At 72.6% G+C, this 18,124-nt stretch carries 14 protein-coding genes; 7 read left to right on the top strand and 7 right to left on the bottom strand.

Features of this window, described 5'->3' with window-relative positions; all coding sequences use genetic code 11:
• Positions 1-72 precede the first annotated feature (72 nt).
• Genes OHA65_RS06510 through OHA65_RS06495 form a run of 4 tightly spaced genes read left to right on the top strand, consistent with a single transcriptional unit; the run spans position 73 to position 4,368 of the window.
• Positions 73-2,880 (top strand): nitrate- and nitrite sensing domain-containing protein, encoded by a 2,808-nt coding sequence (locus OHA65_RS06510; protein WP_328761942.1) that lies wholly within the window; start codon positions 73-75, stop codon positions 2,878-2,880.
• Positions 2,880-3,323 (top strand): roadblock/LC7 domain-containing protein, encoded by a 444-nt coding sequence (locus OHA65_RS06505; protein ID WP_327282157.1) that lies wholly within the window; start codon positions 2,880-2,882, stop codon positions 3,321-3,323. The genes OHA65_RS06510 and OHA65_RS06505 overlap by 1 nt, the downstream gene beginning before the upstream one ends.
• A gap of 17 nt (positions 3,324-3,340) precedes the next feature.
• Positions 3,341-3,721, top strand: a complete 381-nt coding sequence (locus OHA65_RS06500; RefSeq protein WP_329312898.1) for a DUF742 domain-containing protein — start codon at positions 3,341-3,343, stop codon at positions 3,719-3,721.
• On the top strand, positions 3,721-4,368 hold the full coding sequence (locus tag OHA65_RS06495) for an ATP/GTP-binding protein (protein WP_327282155.1): 648 nt from the start codon (positions 3,721-3,723) through the stop codon (positions 4,366-4,368). The genes OHA65_RS06500 and OHA65_RS06495 overlap by 1 nt, the downstream gene beginning before the upstream one ends.
• Positions 4,369-4,409: 41 nt before the next feature.
• On the opposite strand, the gene OHA65_RS06490 is transcribed toward OHA65_RS06495, so the two are convergent.
• Positions 4,410-4,838 carry a PPOX class F420-dependent oxidoreductase gene (locus OHA65_RS06490; protein WP_327282154.1) on the bottom strand — a complete coding sequence of 143 codons (429 nt, stop codon included), beginning with the start codon at positions 4,836-4,838 and terminating at the stop codon, positions 4,410-4,412.
• 107 nt (positions 4,839-4,945) lie between these two features.
• Between OHA65_RS06490 and OHA65_RS06485 the strand changes: the two genes are divergently transcribed.
• Both OHA65_RS06485 and OHA65_RS06480 read left to right on the top strand, forming a co-directional pair.
• Positions 4,946-5,344, top strand: coding sequence for a roadblock/LC7 domain-containing protein (locus OHA65_RS06485; RefSeq protein WP_327286015.1), 399 nt, complete (start codon positions 4,946-4,948; stop codon positions 5,342-5,344).
• A gap of 182 nt (positions 5,345-5,526) precedes the next feature.
• Entirely contained in the window at positions 5,527-6,447 is a 921-nt protein-coding gene (locus tag OHA65_RS06480) for a DUF6397 family protein (RefSeq protein ID WP_405754909.1), read from the top strand.
• Here the strand turns inward: OHA65_RS06480 and OHA65_RS06475 are convergent.
• The 3 genes from OHA65_RS06475 to OHA65_RS06465 all read right to left on the bottom strand — a co-directional run bounded on the left by OHA65_RS06475 (position 6,411) and on the right by OHA65_RS06465 (position 10,340).
• Positions 6,411-6,812 (bottom strand): YchJ family protein, encoded by a 402-nt coding sequence (locus OHA65_RS06475; protein WP_405761516.1) that lies wholly within the window; start codon positions 6,810-6,812, stop codon positions 6,411-6,413. The two genes, OHA65_RS06480 and OHA65_RS06475, sit on opposite strands and share 37 nt — an antisense overlap.
• A gap of 32 nt (positions 6,813-6,844) precedes the next feature.
• A complete protein-coding gene (locus OHA65_RS06470) occupies positions 6,845-7,747 on the bottom strand; it encodes an acyl-CoA thioesterase II (RefSeq protein WP_327282151.1) in 903 nt (300 codons plus the stop codon).
• Between the two features lie 70 nt (positions 7,748-7,817).
• A complete protein-coding gene (locus OHA65_RS06465) occupies positions 7,818-10,340 on the bottom strand; it encodes a DEAD/DEAH box helicase (protein ID WP_405761513.1) in 2,523 nt (840 codons plus the stop codon).
• A gap of 145 nt (positions 10,341-10,485) precedes the next feature.
• Between OHA65_RS06465 and OHA65_RS06460 the strand changes: the two genes are divergently transcribed.
• Positions 10,486-11,277: a metal-dependent hydrolase gene (locus OHA65_RS06460; RefSeq protein WP_327282149.1), complete on the top strand. Its 792-nt coding sequence runs from the start codon at positions 10,486-10,488 to the stop codon at positions 11,275-11,277.
• 80 nt (positions 11,278-11,357) lie between these two features.
• On the opposite strand, the gene OHA65_RS06455 is transcribed toward OHA65_RS06460, so the two are convergent.
• The 3 genes from OHA65_RS06455 to OHA65_RS06445 all read right to left on the bottom strand — a co-directional run bounded on the left by OHA65_RS06455 (position 11,358) and on the right by OHA65_RS06445 (position 18,060).
• Entirely contained in the window at positions 11,358-13,139 is a 1,782-nt protein-coding gene (locus OHA65_RS06455) for an ABC transporter ATP-binding protein (RefSeq protein WP_405761511.1), read from the bottom strand.
• A complete protein-coding gene (locus tag OHA65_RS06450) occupies positions 13,136-14,989 on the bottom strand; it encodes an ABC transporter ATP-binding protein (RefSeq protein ID WP_327282147.1) in 1,854 nt (617 codons plus the stop codon). The genes OHA65_RS06455 and OHA65_RS06450 overlap by 4 nt, the downstream gene beginning before the upstream one ends.
• Before the next feature lie 134 nt (positions 14,990-15,123).
• Positions 15,124-18,060, bottom strand: coding sequence for an FAD-binding and (Fe-S)-binding domain-containing protein (locus OHA65_RS06445; protein ID WP_405761508.1), 2,937 nt, complete (start codon positions 18,058-18,060; stop codon positions 15,124-15,126).
• Between the last annotated feature and the right edge of the window lie 64 nt (positions 18,061-18,124).

The raw sequence follows: 18,124 nt of genomic DNA, 5'->3' as shown, positions 1-18,124 counted from the left end.
GCGGCGCCGCCCGCTCCGGCCCGCCGACCGGCCCCGACCCGCCCGCTGGACCGCCCCCGGAACGAGGAGCCCATGCGCACACCCCGCAGACCACCGCAGGCAGCGCCGCCACAGCTGCCCGTGCCCCCGGCACGCGGCCGCCGGGCCCACGCCGGACCGCCCGCCGAGGAACCGCCGGCACCGCAAGACCGGGAGAGCGCCGCTGCCGGCCCGGCGGACGCCCCCGACGGAGGGCCCCGTCCGCCCCGGCCGCGCCCGAGCCTGCGTCCCGCCTCCGTCCGGGCGAAGATCGTGTCGCTCCTGATGGTGCCCGTCGTGTCCCTGCTCGCCCTCTGGGGCTTCGCTACCGTCAGCACCTCCCAGGACATAGCCCGGCTCACCCGGGTCCAGCACGTCGACGAGCAGATACGCACCCCCGTCGCGGCCGCCGTCACCGAGCTCCAGGCCGAACGGCGCGCCGCCGTCCGCTACCTGGCCGACCCCGCCGCCGACCACGGCGCCGCCCTGGAACAGCAGGCGCGGCGCACCGACGCCGCCGTCCGCCGGCTGCGGCTCGGCGACCGGCACACCGTCGCAGAGTCCGGCGAGTTCCGCACCGACGTCGTGGTCCGCGTCGGGGCCTTCGTGGCCGCAGCGGAGGGTCTCGGCGCCACCCGCAAGGACATCGCGGACCGACGCGCAACCTCGGACGCGGCGTACGAGACGTACACCCGCGTCGTCGATTCCGCCCTCGCCGTCGACGGCACCCTCTCCGGAGGCGAGCAGGCCGAACTCGGCCCCGAAGCGCGCGTCCTGCTCGAATTCGCCCGCGCCGCGGAACTCCTCTCCCGCGAGGACGCGCTGATCGCCGCGCCCGGCCCGCGCACCGCCGAATCGCTTCGGCGTCTCACCGGCGTCATCGAGACCCGGCGCGCACTCACCGCGGGTTCCGTCGGCGACCTGCCCGCCGCCCAGCGGGCCGTCTGGCAGTCCGTGGCCAAGAGCGCCGCCTACGCCGAGCTGACCGCTGCCGAGGACCGGGTGCTCGCCGCCGTACCGGCCATGGGAGCGGCCGCCGGGTCGGGTTCGGGTTCGGGTTCGGCCGCCGGCGCCGGCGCCGGGTCGGGCGCCGGTTCGGGTGCGGCTGCTGCTGCGGCCAAGGAGCCGGCCCGCGGTGTCCCGGCCGGCTGGGACACCGCGTACACGAGCACCAGTACCTCGATGCGCGAGATCGAAGCCGCCGCCCACGCCGCGGCCGCCGACCGCACCGACCCCTTCGCACGGGCCGGGCTCAGCACCGCCGGAGCCGCCGTACTGCTGGGCCTCGCCGCGGTCGCCGCCTCCCTCGTCATCTCCGTCCGCATCGGCCGCGCCCTCGTCGTGGAACTCGTTTCGCTGCGCAACACCGCCCTGGAGATCGCACACCGCAAGCTCCCGCACGCCATGGACCGGCTACGGGCCGGCCAGGACATCGACGTCGAGGCCGAAACCCCGCCCCCGCCGCCCGCCGACGACGAGATCACCCAGGTCGGCGAAGCCCTGGCCACGGTCCACCGGGCGGCCCTCGGCGCGGCCGTCGAGCGTGCCGAGCTCGCCAGCGGCGTCAGCGGCGTGTTCGTCAACCTCGCCCGCCGCAGCCAGGTCCTGGTGCACAAGCAGCTCACCCTGCTCGACTCGATGGAGCGGCGCACCGACGACCCCGGTGACCTCGGCGACCTCTTCCGCCTCGACCACCTCACGACGCGGATGCGCCGGCACGCCGAGAGCCTGATCATCCTGTCGGGCGCCGCTCCCGGGCGGGCCTGGCGGATGCCGGTCCCGCTGACGAACGTCGTACGGGCCGCCGTCTCCGAGATCGAGGACTATCTGCGCGTAGAGGTCCGCCAGCTGGCGGAGGCCGCCGTGGTCGGTGGTGCTGTCGCCGACCTCACGCACCTCCTCGCCGAACTCATCGAGAACGCCGCCCAGTTCTCGCCGCCGCACACCAAGGTCCGCGTCAGCGGCGAGCCGGTCGGCGCCGGATACGTCCTGGAGGTGGAGGACCGCGGGCTCGGCATGGGCCGCGAGTCCCTCCACGAGGCCAACCGGCGCATCGAGCAGTCCGAGGCCCTCGACCTGTTCGACAGCGACCGGCTCGGGCTCTTCGTCGTCAGCCGGCTCTCGGCCCGGCACGGGGTGCGGGTGCACTTGCGCACGTCGCCGTACGGTGGCACGACCGCCGTGGTGCTCCTGCCGAACTCCCTGCTCCAGGGCGCGATCGAGACGGGCCCCGCGTCGGCGGCCCCGGACCCGGAGCTCGACGTCCCGGCCGGTACCCCGGCGGGACGGGCCGCGGCGACCCCGCAGCCTCCCGCGATCACCGTCGTACGGCAGGACGCGCGCCGTTCGGCGGTACGGGACGACGCGCGCGGCATCCCGGCGCCCGAGCGGAGCCCCGGACGGGAGGAGCCGTGCCCGGCCCCGGTGGCCTCCCTGCGGCCGCGCGGTGCGGCGGCCGGGGCCGGGGCCGTCGGCGCCCGTACGCAGGCCCCACCGGCTGCGACGGCCACGGCGGCCCCTGCCCCGGGCGCTGCCACGACGGCGGCTCCGGTGGCTGATGTGGCACCGCCCGTGCGGCGCGCCGGAGGCCCAGGCTCCGGCCCCGGCCTGGGCCTGGGCTCCGGCTCCGCGCCCGAGGGCCGGATGGCCGCCGAACTGCCGCGCCGCGTACGCCAGGCCAGCCTGGTCCCGCAGCTGCGCGAGGCCCCCGACCCGAAGGCCCCGGACGGGGTGCGCGTGCCGGAGGACCCGCCGGGGCGCAGCCCGGAGCAGGCCCGGGACCGGATGGCGGCCTACCGGGCCGGCTGGGTCCGCGGTGCCCAGGAGAACTCTGCCCACGCAGGCAGTGAAGGAGAAGCGTGATGATCGAGCACCAGAGATTCAACCTCGACGGCGTCCGCAGGTCCGGCGAGCTGGACTGGCTGCTGGACGACCTGGTGGTCCGGGTACGCGAGGTGCGGCACGCCGTCGTCCTGTCCAACGACGGCCTGGCGGTGGGCGCGTCCAGTGCGCTCAGCCGGGAGGACGCGGAGCACCTGGCCGCCGTTGCCTCCGGCTTCCACAGTCTGGCGAAGGGCGCGGGCCGACACTTCCACGTCGGGGGCGTGCGCCAGACGATGGTGGAGATGGACGAGGGTTTCCTCTTCGTCGCGGCCGCGGGGGACGGTTCGTGCCTGGCCGTGCTGAGCGCGGCGAGCGCCGACATCGGGCTGATCGCCTACGAGATGGCCCGGCTCGTGAAGAGGGTCGGCGAGCACCTGTACACCCCGTCCAGGTTCGCGGCGCGCCCGCCGGCCACGGGTTGAGAGCGGCGGCCCGGCACATGAACGGCCAGTGGTACGACGCCGATGCGGGCCCGCTGGTCCGTCCGTACGCGATGACGGGCGGGCGTACGAAGCCGGGACCCCACGGCGTCCGGTTCGACCTGATCGCGCTGGTGGTCGTGCACGCCGATGGCCCCGACGCGGTGGCTGAGTCGCTGCTCGGCCCCGAACACCGGGCGCTGCTCGGGCTGTGCCGGTCCGAGACGCAGTCGGTGGCGGAGCTCGCCGCTGATGCGGACCTGCCCGTGGGCGTGGTGCGGGTGCTGCTCGGGGACCTGCTGGAGGACGGGCACGTCAAGGTCAGCCGGCCGGTGCCGCCCGCGCGCCTGCCGGACGAGCGGATTCTGCGTGAAGTCATCGAGGGATTGCGAGCGCTGTGATGGGACAACACCACGACGGGACCGGCGGACCGGATGTGGATCCGGAAGACGACGGGGAACTGGCGGCGCTCGCGCTGAAGATACTCGTGGCGGGCGGCTTCGGGGTCGGCAAGACCACGCTGGTCGGAGCGGTGAGTGAGATCCGCCCGCTGCGGACGGAGGAACTGCTCAGCGAAGCGGGCGAACTGGTCGACGACACGGGCGGGGTCGCCCAGAAGACGACCACGACCGTGGCCATGGACTTCGGGCGGATCACCATCCGCTCCGGACTGTCGCTCTACCTGTTCGGCACGCCGGGGCAGGACCGGTTCTGGTTCCTGTGGGACGAGCTGTCGAAGGGCGCTCTGGGCGCGGTGGTGCTCGCGGACACCCGGAGGCTGGAGGACTGCTTCCCGGCGGTGGACTACTTCGAGCACCGGCGCATTCCGTTCGTGGTGGCCGTCAACTGCTTCACGGACGCGCGGAGGTACGGGGCGCACGAGGTCTCGCGGGCGCTGGACCTGGAGCCGGGGACGCCGGTCGTGCTGTGTGACGCGCGGGACAAGGATTCGGGGAAGGAGCTGCTGATCCGGCTGGTCGAGTACGCCGGGCGGGTGCACACCGCCCGGCTGCTGGACTTGGTGGAACCGCAGGCCGATTCGGTGTGACGGGCGTGCGGCGGGGGAGGAGGAGGTGCCGTGTGAACGGGTCAGTCGGCCACACCGTCGACGGAGACCACCTTGTCGATGGGGACGCGGACGAGGAGTTCGCCGGGGACGGCGTTGCGGCGGCCGTAGGCCTCGGCGTGTTCCTCGCCCATGTAACGGGCGCTGATCCTCGTCGCCCATGGGAGCATCTCCTCCAGGTCCTCGCTGATCTCTGCGCGTCCCTGGAGGAGGACGTAGGAGTACGGCGGACGGTCGTCGTCCACGCAGAGCGCGACCCGGCCGTCGCGGAGCAGGTTGCGCCCCTTGACCGTGCTCTTGCCGGTGTTGAACACGAAGGAATCGCCGTCGAGGACGAACCAGATGGGGGCGACGTGCGGACTGCCGTCCTCACGCACGGTGGAGAGCTTGCCGGTGCGGGTCCCGTACGAGACGAATGCCCGCCATTCCTCTTGAGTCATCTTCTTCGCCATGGGGACATCCTCCTTGCCCCAAAGGCGCTGGTGGGGAAGGCTGGCGGCACTTACTACGAGGGGTGGGACGCAGCCACGCCGGCGGCGTCGACGGGGAGGGGCTCGAAATGGCACTGGACAAGCAGCTCGACTGGCTGCTCGACGATCTGACCCGCAGGGTCCAGCAGGTCAGGCATGCGGTGGTGCTCTCCAACGACGGCCTGGTGACGGGTGCGAGCGCGGGGCTGGCCCGGGAGGACTCGGAGCATCTGGCGGCGGTGGCGGCCGGGTTGCAGAGTCTGGCGAAGGGGTCGGGCCGGCATTTCCGGGCGGGCGAGGTACGCCAGACGATGGTCGAGTACGACGACGGCGCCCTGTTCGTCATGGCGGCGGGGGCGGGGAGTTCGCTGTGCGTGCTCAGCGCCGCCGAGGCCGACATCGGTCAGGTCGCGTACGAGATGACGCTGCTGGTCAACCGGGTGGGAGAGCACTTGGGCGTGGCGGAGCGACGGATCACCGGGGGCTGATCGCGGATTCGGTGCGACGCCGTCGCGGAGCCTTCGCGAAGCCGTCACGGAGTCGTCAGGGCGCTGTCCGGAGAGTGGTCCGGGGAACAGTCCGGGGAGTTATCCACAGGGCTCGCGAGGTGTTGTGACGCTGAGCTACGGTCTTCACACAGAGTAACCGTCTCGTGTGGGGGAGGACCGTCATGAACGTCGTCGCGACGCAGTCGGGGACCGTGCTGCCGGAGGCCGGGGTGCGGGTCGGCCCGGTGGTACGGGTGCATGCCTTGCCGGTGGTACGGGCGGACGGGCCGCCGGTGTGGAGGGCAGCCGGGCCACCGGTGGTACGGGGGGAGCTGCCGCGGGATACCGCGGTCGGCGGAGCCCGCGCGGCCGGAGAGCTGAAGCTGACCCGGACCGAGTTCGCCCGGGCAGTCCAGCTGGGTATCGTGCGCGCCGGGCCGCCGGCGCCGGGAGGGTCCGCGCGCTACACCCGGGCGGAGCTGGAGCGGGTCCGGTCGGCCCGCGGGTTCCCGGAGGCGCTGCGCGAGCGGGTCGAGACCGTGGCCGGAGCCGAGGCGGCGGGCGCGGTGCTGGGCATCAGCCCGGGCCGGTTCACCCGGCTGGCGCGCTGCGGGCACGTCGGTCCGGTGGGCTACCGGATCAACCGCTACCGGGCAGTGGTGTGGCTCTATCTGAGCGCGGAGCTAAGGGAGTTCGCCCGCCGGGAGGCGGGGATGCTGCGCGGCAGCGCACCCCCGGAGGACCGGGATCTGATGGCGGCCAAGGCGGATCTGCGGCCGCGTAAATGGCGCGGGCGGCATGTGGGGTTGCTGCTGAGACGAACCGCCGACCCTTGGGAGCGTGCCGCCGTCCTGGCCTCCGTACTCCCGGAGGGTGAATTGCGGGAGGCCGTGCCCGATCCTGCCGAGCGGATCGTGCTCGCCGCGCTCGCCCCGCCCCCGCCGTATGGGCACCCGAAGGTCCCGGCCGCGGCTGCCGTGGCGCTCCGACTGTTGCGGGCGCAGCCGCCGGACGAGATCCACTGGTACCGCACCAGCCTGGACTTCGCGCTGACGGGGGCGCGCGCTCAGTCGAAGTCGACGGGAGAGAGGGGGCCGACGTAGACCCAGGCCCCGGCCTCCCGGGTGAAGGCGCTGTGCTCGTGCAGGGAACCGGTGTGCCGGCCCTCGCGGTAGTGCGCCCGGAACTCCACCGAACCCTCCGTCTCGAACATCCCGCCGCGCTCCGTAGCAAGGATCTCCAGGCGCTCCCAACGCTGCCCGGGATCCAGGTCGAGCCGGCCAGGCCGGGTGCTCGGGTGCCAGGAGCGCAGCAGGTAGGCGGTGTCGCCGACGGAGAACGCGCTGAAGCGGGAGCGCATCAGCAGCTCGGCGGTGGGCGCCTGCTGCGCACCGGAGTGGAAGCGGCCGCAGCAGTCCGGGTAGGCGGTGGGCAGACCGCAGGGGCAGGGGAGGGCCGGGGTGGGCATGGGTGTGCTCAGCTCTTCGTCGACGGGACGGACTACTGGGGGGACACGGCCGGCTTGGCCGCGTTCTCGGCGTACGGGCGGAAGAGGCCTTCCTGGACCACGGAGACCAGCAGCCTGCCCTCCACGTCGTAGATGCGGCCACGGGCCAGGCCCCGGCCGCCGTGCGCGATCGGCGACTCCTGGTCGTACAGGAACCACTCGTCCGCACGGAACGGCCGGTGGAACCACATGGCGTGGTCCAGCGAGGCCATGTCGAAACCGCGCATGCCCCACAGGGGCTCCACGGGGATGCGCACGGCGTCGAGGAGGGTCATGTCACTGGCGTAGGTGAGCGCGCAGGTGTGCACCAGCGGGTCGTCGCCCAGCGGGCCGACCGCGCGCATCCACACCGCACTGCGCGGATCGGCGTCCTTGAGCTCCTCGGGGGTCCAGCGGAGCCGGTCCGTGTACCGGATGTCGAACGGCTGGCGGCGGGCCATCCGTTCCAGTGCCTCGGGCAGCGCGCCCAAGTGCTCGCGGATCTCGTCCGCGACCTTCGGGAGCGTGTCCGGGTGGGGGAAGTCGAGGCGGGGAGGCAGCTGGTGCTCGATGCTGCCCTCCTCCGGATGATGGAAGGAGGCGGTGAGATTGAAGATCGTCTTGCCCTGCTGGACCGCGGTGACGCGGCGCGTGGTGAAGGACCGCCCGTCGCGCACCCGCTCCACCTGGTACACGATCGGCACCCCGGGGATGCCCGGGCGCAGGAAGTACGCGTGGAGCGAGTGGACCGGGCGGTCGCTCTCGGTGGTGCGGCCGGCGGCCACCAGCGCCTGGCCGGCGACCTGCCCGCCGAAGACCCGCTGGAGGGACTCCTGCGGGCTGGCGCCGCGGAAGATGTTGACCTCGATCTGCTCCAGGTCGAGCAGATCGACAAGTCTCTCGGCAGGGTTCGTCATCAGGGGTTCTCCACTGTCGGGGCCGGTCGCTTGCAGGTCGGGGATCCCCCCGGACGGCGTCCGGGGGAGGTCAGAGCACGCCGGGCTCACCGACCGAGGTCAGCCGGATGATCGCACGGCCCTCCTCGTCGGAGGCGGCGAGGTCGACCTCGGCGCTGATGCCCCAGCCATGGTCCCCGTTGGGGTCCGCGAAGGTCTGGCGGACGCGCCACAGGCCGTGCGCCGGGTCCTCCTCGATCTGGAGCAGCTTCGGGCCGCGCGCGTCGGGGCCGGTGCCCAGGTCGTCGTACTCGTCCCAGTACGCGTCCATGGCTTCGCCCCAGGCGTCGGCGTCCCAGCCGGACTCGCCGTCCAGCTCGCCCAGCTGGTCGACGTGGTCCAGCGCGGCGAGCTCCACCCGACGGAACATGGCGTTGCGGACCAGGACGCGGAAGGCGCGGGCGTTCGCCGTGACCGGCTTGACCTGGTCGGCCTTCTCCTGGGCCTGCTCCGCCGTCTCCACCTCCGGGTTCGCCAGCTGCTCCCACTCGTCGAGCAGGCTGGAGTCGACCTGGCGGACGAGCTCGCCCAGCCAGGCGATGAGGTCCTGGAGGTCCTCGGACTTGAGGTCGTCGGGGATCGTGTGGTCCAGCGCCTTGTACGCGCTCGCCAGATAGCGCAGCACGATGCCCTCGGTGCGGGCGAGCTCGTAGAAGGAGGTGAACTCGGTGAAGGTCATCGCGCGTTCGTACATGTCGCGGATGATCGACTTGGGGGAGACCGGGTGGTCGCGGACCCACGGGTGGCTCTTGCTGTACACGTCGTAGGCGTGGAAGAGGAGCTCTTCGAGCGGCTTGGGATAGGTGACGTCCTGGAGGCGCTCCATCCGCTCCTCGTACTCGACCCCGTCGGCCTTCATCGCGCCCACGGCGATGCCGCGTTCCTTGTTCTGCTGGGCGGCCAGGATCTGGCGCGGGTCGTCCAGCGTGGACTCCACGACGGAGACCATGTCCAGCGCGTAGGAGGGGGACTCCGGGTCCAGCAGGTCGAAGGAGGCCAGCGCGAAGGTGGACAGCGGCTGGTTGAGCGCGAAGTCCTGCTGGAGGTCGACGGTGAGCCGGATGGTGCGGCCCTCCGCGTCCGGGGCGTCGAGCTTCTCGACCACCCCTCCGTCCAGCAGCGAGCGGTAGATCGCGATGGCCCGGCGGATGTGCCGCAGCTGGGCCTTGCGCGGCTCGTGGTTGTCCTCAAGGAGGTGGCGCATCGCCTGGAACGCATCGCCCGGTCGGGCGATGACCGACAGCAGCATGATGTTGGTGACCTTGAACCGCGAGGTGAGCGGCTCCGGGTCGGCGGCGATGAGCTTCTCGAAGGTGGTGTCCGACCAGGCGACGAAGCCCTCGGGGGCCTTCTTGCGCACCACCTTGCGGCGCTTCTTCGGGTCGTCGCCGGCCTTCGCGAGGGCCTTCTCGTTCTCGATCACGTGCTCGGGCGCCTGGGCGACCACGTAACCCGCCGTGTCGAAGCCGGCCCGGCCCGCGCGGCCGGCGATCTGGTGGAACTCGCGGGCGCGCAGGGTGCGGACCCGGCTGCCGTCGTACTTGGTGAGCGCGGTGAACAGCACCGTCCGGATGGGGACGTTGACGCCGACACCGAGGGTGTCGGTACCGCAGATCACCTTCAACAGGCCGGCCTGGGCCAGCTTCTCGACCAGCCGCCGGTACTTGGGCAGCATGCCGGCGTGGTGGACACCGATGCCGTGCCGGACGTAGCGGGAGAGGTTCTGGCCGAACTTGGTGGTGAAGCGGAAGTTGCCGATCAGGTCGGCGATCTTGTCCTTCTCCTCGCGGGTGCACATGTTGATGCTCATCAGCGACTGTGCCCGCTCGACGGCCTGGGCCTGAGTGAAGTGCACGATGTACACCGGGGCCTGCCGGGTCTCCAGCAGCTCGGTGATCGTGTCGGTGATCGGCGTCGTGACGTACTCGTACGACAGCGGGACGGGCCGCGTCGCGGAGCGGACCACCGAGGTCGGGCGGCCGGTCCGGCGGGTCAGGTCCTCCTCGAACCGCTTCACGTCGCCGAGGGTCGCCGACATCAGGACGAACTGCGCCTGCGGCAGCTCCAGCAGGGGGATCTGCCAGGCCCAGCCCCGGTCCGGTTCCGCGTAGAAGTGGAACTCGTCCATGACGACCTGGCCGATGTCGGCGTACTTGCCGTCGCGCAAGGCGATGGAGGCCAGCACCTCGGCGGTGCAGCAGATCACCGGGGCATCGGCGTTCACGGAGGCGTCGCCGGTCAGCATGCCGACGTTCTCGGTGCCGAAGAGCTTGCACAGGTCGAAGAACTTCTCCGACACCAGCGCCTTGATCGGCGCGGTGTAGAAGGTCACCTTGTCCTGGGCGAGGGCGGTGAAGTGCGCGCCCGTCGCGACGAGGCTCTTGCCGGAGCCGGTCGGGGTGGACAAGATCACGTTCGCCCCGGAGACGACCTCGATCAGCGCCTCCTCCTGAGCCGGGTACAGGGTGATGCCCTGATCCTCGGCCCACGAGGAGAAAGCCTCGAAGAGGGCGTCGGGGTCGGCGTTCGGCGGGAGCTGATCAATGAGGGTCACACCCCCCATCTTGCCTGGCTTCCTGCCGGAAGAGGGAACCGGCGGACGCATCGAAGATCACCGACGGTACGCTGTGCCGTTGACCGGGCCCGAACGAAACCGTCAACGGGGCCCGACCACCACACGACTGGGGCGGGGAACGACCATGATGGGTCCGGCGCACTCACTGTCCGGGGCGGCAGCCTGGCTGGGGGTGGGAGCGGCGGCCGCGGCCGCCGGACACCCGATGCCCTGGCCGGTCCTCGTCGTCGGCGCGCTCATCTGCGCCGGCGCAGCCCTCGCCCCCGACCTGGACCACAAGTCGGCGACGATCTCGCGCGCCTTCGGCCCGCTCTCCCGGGGCCTGTGCGAGGTGGTCGACAAGATCTCGTACGCCGTCTACAAGGCCACCCGTGCCCCGAAGGACGCCCGCCGCACCGGCGGCCACCGCACCCTGACGCACACCTGGCTGTGGGCCGTCCTGATCGGCGCAGGCTCCTCCGCGCTCGCGGTCACCACCGACCGCTGGGGCGTACTCGTCCTGCTCTTCGTCCACCTGGTCCTGGCCGTCGAAGGCCTGCTGTGGCGGGCCGCCCGGATGTCCAGCGACGTCCTCGTCTGGCTCCTCGGCGCCACCAGCGCCTGGATCCTGGCCGGAGTCCTCGACCAGCCCGGCAACGGCGCCGGCTGGCTGTTCACGGAACCCGGCCAGGAGTACCTCTGGCTCGGCCTGCCGATCCTGCTCGGCGCCCTGGTCCACGACATCGGCGACGCACTGACCGTCTCCGGCTGCCCCGTCCTGTGGCCCCTGCCGATCGCCGGAAAGCGCTGGTACCCCATCGGCCCGCCCAAGGGAATGCGCTTCCGGGCCGGCAGCTGGGTCGAGCTCAAGGTCCTCATGCCCGTGTTCATGCTGCTCGGCGGCATAGGCGGAGCCTCCGCCCTCGGCTTTATCTAGCGCGTCCAGCACGACGGAGGCCCCGTCCCCCGCAGCAGCGGGGACCGGGGCCTCGTACGACGACCGGTGCGGGGGCCGGGTCAGCCGTGCCAGGAGCGCCACAGCGCCGCGTACGCGCCGTCCGCCGCGACCAGCTCGTCGTGCGAGCCCAGTTCGCTGATCCGGCCGCCCTCGACCACCGCGATCACATCCGCGTCGTGCGCGGTGTGCAGCCGGTGGGCGATCGCGATGACCGTACGGCCGTCCAGCACCCGGGCCAGCGAGCGCTCCAAATGCCGTGCGGCCCGCGGGTCCAGCAGCGAGGTGGCCTCGTCCAGCACCAGCGTGTGCGGGTCCGCCAGCACCAGCCGGGCCAGCGCGATCTGCTGCGCCTGCGCCGGGGTCAGCGCCGTCGCACCCGAGCCCACCTCGGTGTCCAGACCGCTCTCCAGAGCCCTGGCCCAGCCGTCCGCGTCCACCGCGCCCAGCGCCTCCCACAGCTCCGCGTCACCCGCCCCGGTACGCGCCAGCCGAAGGTTGTCCCGCAGCGAGCCCACGAACACGTGGTGCTCCTGGTTGACCAGCGCCACCTGCTCGCGCACCCGCTCCGCGGGCATCCGCGACAGCTGCGCCCCGCCCAGGGTCACCTCGCCCGTCCGCGGCGCGTAGATGCCCGCCAGCAACCGGCCCAGCGTGGACTTGCCCGCCCCGGAAGGGCCGACGAGCGCCATCCGCGTGCCCGGCGGCACGGACATGGACACCTGGTGCAGCACGTCCACACCCTCGCGGTAGCCGAAGCGGACCTCGTCGGCCCGGACGTCCCGCCCCGCCGGGGAGACACCCGCGTCTCCCGCGTCCGGCTCGATCTCCCGCACGCCCACCAGGCGGGCCAGGGACACCTGGGCGACCTGGAGCTCGTCGTACCAGCGCAGGATCAGGCCGATCGGATCGACCATCATCTGCGCCAGCAGTGCACCCGTGGTCATCTGCCCCACCGAGATCCACCCCTGGAGCACGCAGTAGCCGCCGATCATCAGCACGGAGCCGAGGATCGTCACGTACGTGACGTTGACGACGGGGAACAGGACCGTCCGCAGGAACAACGTGTACCGCTCCCACGCGGTCCACTCCTTGATCCGCCGCTCCGACAGGGCGATCCTGCCCGGCCCGAGCCGGTGCGCCTCGACCGTGCGGCCGGCGTCCACCGTCTCGGTGAGCGCGGCCGAGACCGCCGCGTACCCGGCCGCCTCCGAGCGGTAGGCCGACGGCGCCCGCCGGAAGTACCAGCGGCAGCCGATCACCAGCACCGGCAGCGCGACCAGCGCGGCCAGGGCCAACGGTGGCGCGGTCACGGCGAGCGCGCCGAAGAGCAGCCCCACCCAGACCACGCCGATCGCCAGCTGCGGAACGGCTTCCCGCATGGCGTTGGCCAGCCGGTCGATGTCGGTGGTGATCCGGGACAGCAGGTCACCGGTGCCGGCCCGTTCCAGCACGCCCGGCGGCAGGCCCACGGCCCGCACCAGGAAGTCCTCGCGGAGATCGGCCAGCATCTCCTCGCCGAGCATCGCTCCTCGCAGCCGGACCAGCCGGACGAAGAACGTCTGGACCACGAGGGCCAGCGCGAACAGCAGGGCCACGCGACCCAGATGGAGCTCGCGCGCCCCCGCGGCCAGCTGGTCCACGACACGGCCCAGCAGGTACGGGCCGACCATGGAGGCGGTCACCGCGACCGCGTTGACCGTCACCAGCAGCACGAAGGCCGGCCGGTGCCGCCGGAACAGGCCGCGCACATAGCCCCGTACGGTCGCCGTCGAGCCCACGGGCAGGGTGGCGGCCGATTCGGGGGCCGCCGGATCGTATTGCGGCGGCGCCACGCCGATCATGCCGATTCCTCGATCTCTGTCAGTGTCTTTTCCAGCTGGGTTTCTTCCAGCCGGGTCAGTTCGATGCGGGCCACCCGCTGCTCCTCGTCGGTCTCGCGCGTGACCACCGCCCGGTAGAGCGGTTCGCCGTGCATCAGTTCGCGGTGCGTACCGGTCGCGGCGACCGTGCCGTCGTGGATCAGGACCACCCGGTCGGCCCGGTCCAGGAGCAGCGGCGAGGAGGCCAGCACCACCGTTGTCCGCCCGGCCCGCAGCGCTGCGATCCCGTCCGCGATCCGCGCCTCGGTGTGCGAGTCGACCGCCGAGGTCGGCTCGTCCAGCACCAGCACCTCCGGGTCGGTGGCCAGGGACCGCGCCAGGGCGAGCCGCTGGCGCTGCCCGCCGGACAGGGACCGGCCGCGTTCGGTGATCCGCGCGTCCATCGGGTCGTCCACCCCGTCCGGCGCCGACTGCAGCAGCGCGTCCAGGACGTCCCCGCACTGGGCGGCGGCCAGCGCCGCCCCGGGCTCGACGGCTCCGGACGCCGGTACGGCGAACAGCTCGCGCAGGGTGCCGGACAGCAGCACCGGGTCCTTGTCCTGGACGAGGACCAGCGTGCGCGCGGTGTCCAGCGCGAGATCATCCAGAGCGACCCCGCCCAGCAGCACCGAAACCCGGTCGGCGGCGGACCCGTCGTCCGCCGGGTGGCCGCCGAGGCGTTCGGCGAGCCGGCCCGCCAGGTCCGGATCCCCGCACACCACGGCGGTGAACCGGCCCGCCGGGGCCAGCAGCCCGGTCGCGGGGTCGTACAGGTCCCCGCCCGGGGCCGGGGCCTGCGCCGCCGGGGTGGCGGGCGCCTTCGGCTCGGGCGCGTCCGTACGCGTCAGCGACAGCACCCGAGCGGCCCGCTGGGCGGAGGGCCGGGAGAAGGAGTACGCCATCGCGATCTCCTCGAAGTGCCGGAGCGGATAGAGCATCGTGGCCACCGCGCTGAAGGCGGCGACGAGTTCACCGACCGCCAGCCGGCCGTCCAGCACGAGCACGGAGCCGTACCAGACGACGGTGATCAGCAGGGCGCCCGGGAGCAGCACCTGGATCGCGGAGATCAGCGCCCACATCCGGGCGCTGCGCACGGCCGCCTTGCGGACCTCCTGAGAGGCCTCGCGGTAGCGGCCCAGGAACAGCTCCTCGCCGCCGATGCCGCGCAGTACCCGCAGGCCGGCCACGGTATCGGAGGCCAGTTCGGTGGCCTTGCCGGCCTTCTCGCGCTGGATGTCGGCGCGTTGGGTGGCGCGCGGCAGCAGCGGCAGCACGGACAGGGCGAGCACGGGGACGCCGATCGCGACGACCACACCGATCGAGGGCGCGTAGAAGAGCAGGCCGACACAGATGACGACGACGGCGAAGGCGGCGGCGAGGAAACGGGAGACCGCCTCGACGAACCAGCCGATCTTCTCCACGTCACCGGTGGAGACCGCGACCACTTCGCCCGCCGCGACCCGCCGGGTCAGGGCGGAGCCCAGCTCGGCGGTCTTGCGGGCGAGTAGTTGCTGGACTCGCGCGGCGGCGGTGATCCAGTTGGTGACGGCCGTCCGGTGGAGCATCGCGTCGCCGACGGAGATGGCGACGCCGATCAGTGCCAGGAGCGCGCCGACCAGCAGCAGGCGGGTGCCGTCGCGCTGTATGACCGCGTCGACGCCCAGGCCCACCACGTACGGCAGCCCGGCGATGCCGCAGAAGTGCACCAGCCCCCAGCACAGGCTCCTGACCTGTCCGCCGAGTTGGCCACGTCCCAGCCACACCAGGAAGCGCGGGCCGGAGCGGGCGTCGGGTACCCCGGGATCCGGATACGGAAGATCGCTGATCTGCATGACGCCCCATGACTGGTCGAGTGGTCCAAACCGTGCAAGGTTCGCCTTCCGGACCGGCCCCGGGCAATCGATTTTGCGTTGGCCAAGGCCCTACGCAGTGGAGTGTGCGGTGTGTCTGGCCGCGCACCGCCAGGTCAAGGACGAGTCGCCCACTCCAGTTCCAGCAGAGCCGAGTGGTAACTGCGGCCGGTGGCCCGGTCCATGCCCACCTCGCACATCCGGTTCGCCGACAGATGCACGTCGAACGCGCGCGAGGTCACCTCCGCCGCCTCGCGCTCCGTCGCCGAGGCCGTCAGCTCCGGATGCAGCATGCCCCGGTCGCCGGCGAAGGCGCAGCAGCCCACATCGTCCGGAACCACCACCTCCGCCGCACAGGCCTCGGCCACCGCCCGCAGCTGCGGCTCGTCGCCCAAGTGGTGCATCGAGCAGGTCGGGTGGAGCACGGCCGAGCCCACCGTGCGCCGGACCTCCAGGTGCGGGAGCAGCTCGTCCGCCGCCCACACGACCGAGTCGACGACCGTCAGCTCCGCGTGCAGGGCCCGGTTGTCGTCCGTCAGGTACGGGACGACCTCGTGTGCGACGCCCAGCGCGCACGAGGAGGCGTCGACCACCAGCGGCAGCCGCCCGCCGGCGGTCCACCCCCAGGCGGCCTCCACGATCCGGTTGGCCATCAGCCGGGTCCCGGCGTCGTAGCCCTTGGAGTGCCAGATCGTCGCGCAGCAGGTACCCGCGACGTCGTCGGGGATCCACACCGGCTTCCCGGCCCGCTCCGAGACCGCCACCACCGCCTCGGGCAGGGAGGGGCCGGGCCGCCCCCCGGGCCCGCCGAAGATCCGGTTCACGCACGCCGGGTAGTACACGGCCGCCGCGCCCACCCGCCCCGTCCGGGGCAGGCTCCGGGCGGCTGCGCCGGGGATCTGCGGCAGCCACTGCGGAACCAGGTCGCGCCGTACGACCTTCCGGGCGAGCCCGGTGACCGCCTCCAGGACCCGGTCCCCGACCCGGTTCGTAATCTTGTCGGCGGCGGCCACGGCCAGCCGGGCGGCGCCCTCCACGGTCTTGAACCGCTGCGCGGCGAGTGCGGCGGCCCGCTCCTCGCGGGGGCCGTGCCGCCGGTGGCGGAAGTCCCGCATCAGTGCACCCGTGTCGATTCCGACGGGGCAGGCCAGCTTGCAGGTGGAGTCGCCCGCGCAGGTGTCCACGGCGTCGTGGCCGTATGCGTCGAGCAGCCCGTCCAGCACGTGGGAGCCCGGCTGCTGGCGCATCATTTCCCGGCGCAGCACGATCCGTTGGCGGGGTGTGGTCGTCAGGTCCCCGCTCGGGCACGTCGGTTCGCAGAAGCCGCACTCGATGCACGGGTCGACCTCCGCCTCCACCTTCGGAATCGTCTTCAGCCCGCGCAGGTGGGCCGCCGGGTCGCGGTCGAGGAGGATGCGCGGTGCGAGCAGCCCGTCCGGATCGACGACCTGCTTCGTCCTCCACATCAGCTCGGTGGCCCGGGGCCCCCACTCCAGTTCGAGGAAGGGCGCCATGTTGCGGCCGGTGGAGTGCTCGGCCTTCAGCGAGCCGTCGAACCGCTCCACCGTCAGCCGGCAGAAGGCGTCCATGAAGGCCCCGTACCGCTCGACGTCGGCGGGCTTCGCGGCGTCGAAGGCGAGCAGGAAGTGCAGATTGCCGTGGGCCGCGTGACCGGCGACGGCCGCGTCGAAGCCGTGCTCGGCTTGGAGTGCGAGGAGCGCCTCGCAGGCCTCCGCCAGCCGGGAGGGCGGCACCGCGAAATCCTCGGTGATCAGGGTGGTGCCGCAGGCGCGGGCACCGCCGACGGCGGCGACGAACGCCTTGCGGGCCTTCCAGTATCCGTTGATCGTCCGCGCGTCGCGGGTGAAGGTGTTGGTGACGGAGGCCACCGGAGCCACCAGCTCCAGCCCGGCGAGGACCTCGGCCGCGCGCCGTTCGTACACCGTGCGGCCCGCTTCGTCCGGGGCACGGAACTCCACCAGCAGGGCGGTGGTGTCCTTGGGGAGCCCGGCCCAGTCGGCGGGCACGCCCTCGACGCTGACCGAGGCGCGCAGGGTGTTGCCGTCCATCACCTCCACGGCGAGGGCGCCCGCCTCGTTGAAGAGCGGTACGGCGGCCGCCGCGGCGGGCAGCGAGGGGAAGAAGAGCAGCGCACTGCTGAGCTTGCGGTCCAGCGCCACCGTGTCGAAGACGACCTCGGCGATGAACCCGAGCGTGCCCTCCGAGCCGACCATCAGACCGCGCAGGATCTCGACGGGGGTGGTGCCGTCCAGGTACGCGTCGAGGCGGTACCCGGTGGTGTTCTTGATCTCGTACTTGGCCCGGATCCGGGCGACGAGTTCCGGGTCGTCCTCGATCTCCCGCTTGATCTCCATCAGCCCGCGGCACAGCGCGGGTTCGGCACGCGCGAGCTCCTCGTCCGCCAATGGATCGGCGGTGTCCACGACGGTGCCGCCGGGCAGCACGAAGGTGAGGGAGGACAGCGTGCGGTACGAGTTCCTCGTGGTCCCCGCCGTCATGCCGGAGGCGTTGTTGGCGACGACTCCGCCGAGGGTGCAGGCGACGGCGCTCGCCGGGTCGGGGCCGAGGACGCGGCCGTGCCGGGCGAGAGCGGCGTTGGCCCGCGCCACGGTGGTGCCGGGCCGGATCCGGGCGCGGCGGCCCTCCTCCAGGACTTCGATGCCCGCCCAGTGGCGGCGTACGTCGACCAGGACGTCCTCGCCCTGGGCCTGGCCGTTCAACGAGGTCCCGGCGGCGCGGAAGACGACCTCGCGCCCGCGGCCGTGGGCGTACGAGAGGACCGCGGAGACGTCGTCGATGTCCTCGGCGATCACCACCACCTGCGGTACGAACCGGTACGGCGAGGCGTCGGAGGCGTAGCGGACCAGGTGGGAGACCTTCCACAGCACCTTCTCGGCGCCCAGCAGCTCCGTCAGTTCGGTGCGCAGGGGTTCCGGGGTCCCGGCGGCGAGGTGCTCGGGGACCCGGTCGTGGGCGGGGCCGCCGATGCCGCGGGGGCGCAGGGCACGGGGCCTCGGTTCCAGCAGCGGCATGCGCGACCCCTCGCCTACTCGTTCGGCCTAGTCCGAGGAACCTCTCCCGATCCGGGGCGGCGTA

Origin of the sequence: Streptomyces sp. NBC_00045, from assembly GCF_045041095.1 — a bacterium.
Taxonomy (GTDB): domain Bacteria; phylum Actinomycetota; class Actinomycetes; order Streptomycetales; family Streptomycetaceae; genus Streptomyces.
This window is presented reverse-complemented; position numbering and strand designations above follow the sequence as displayed.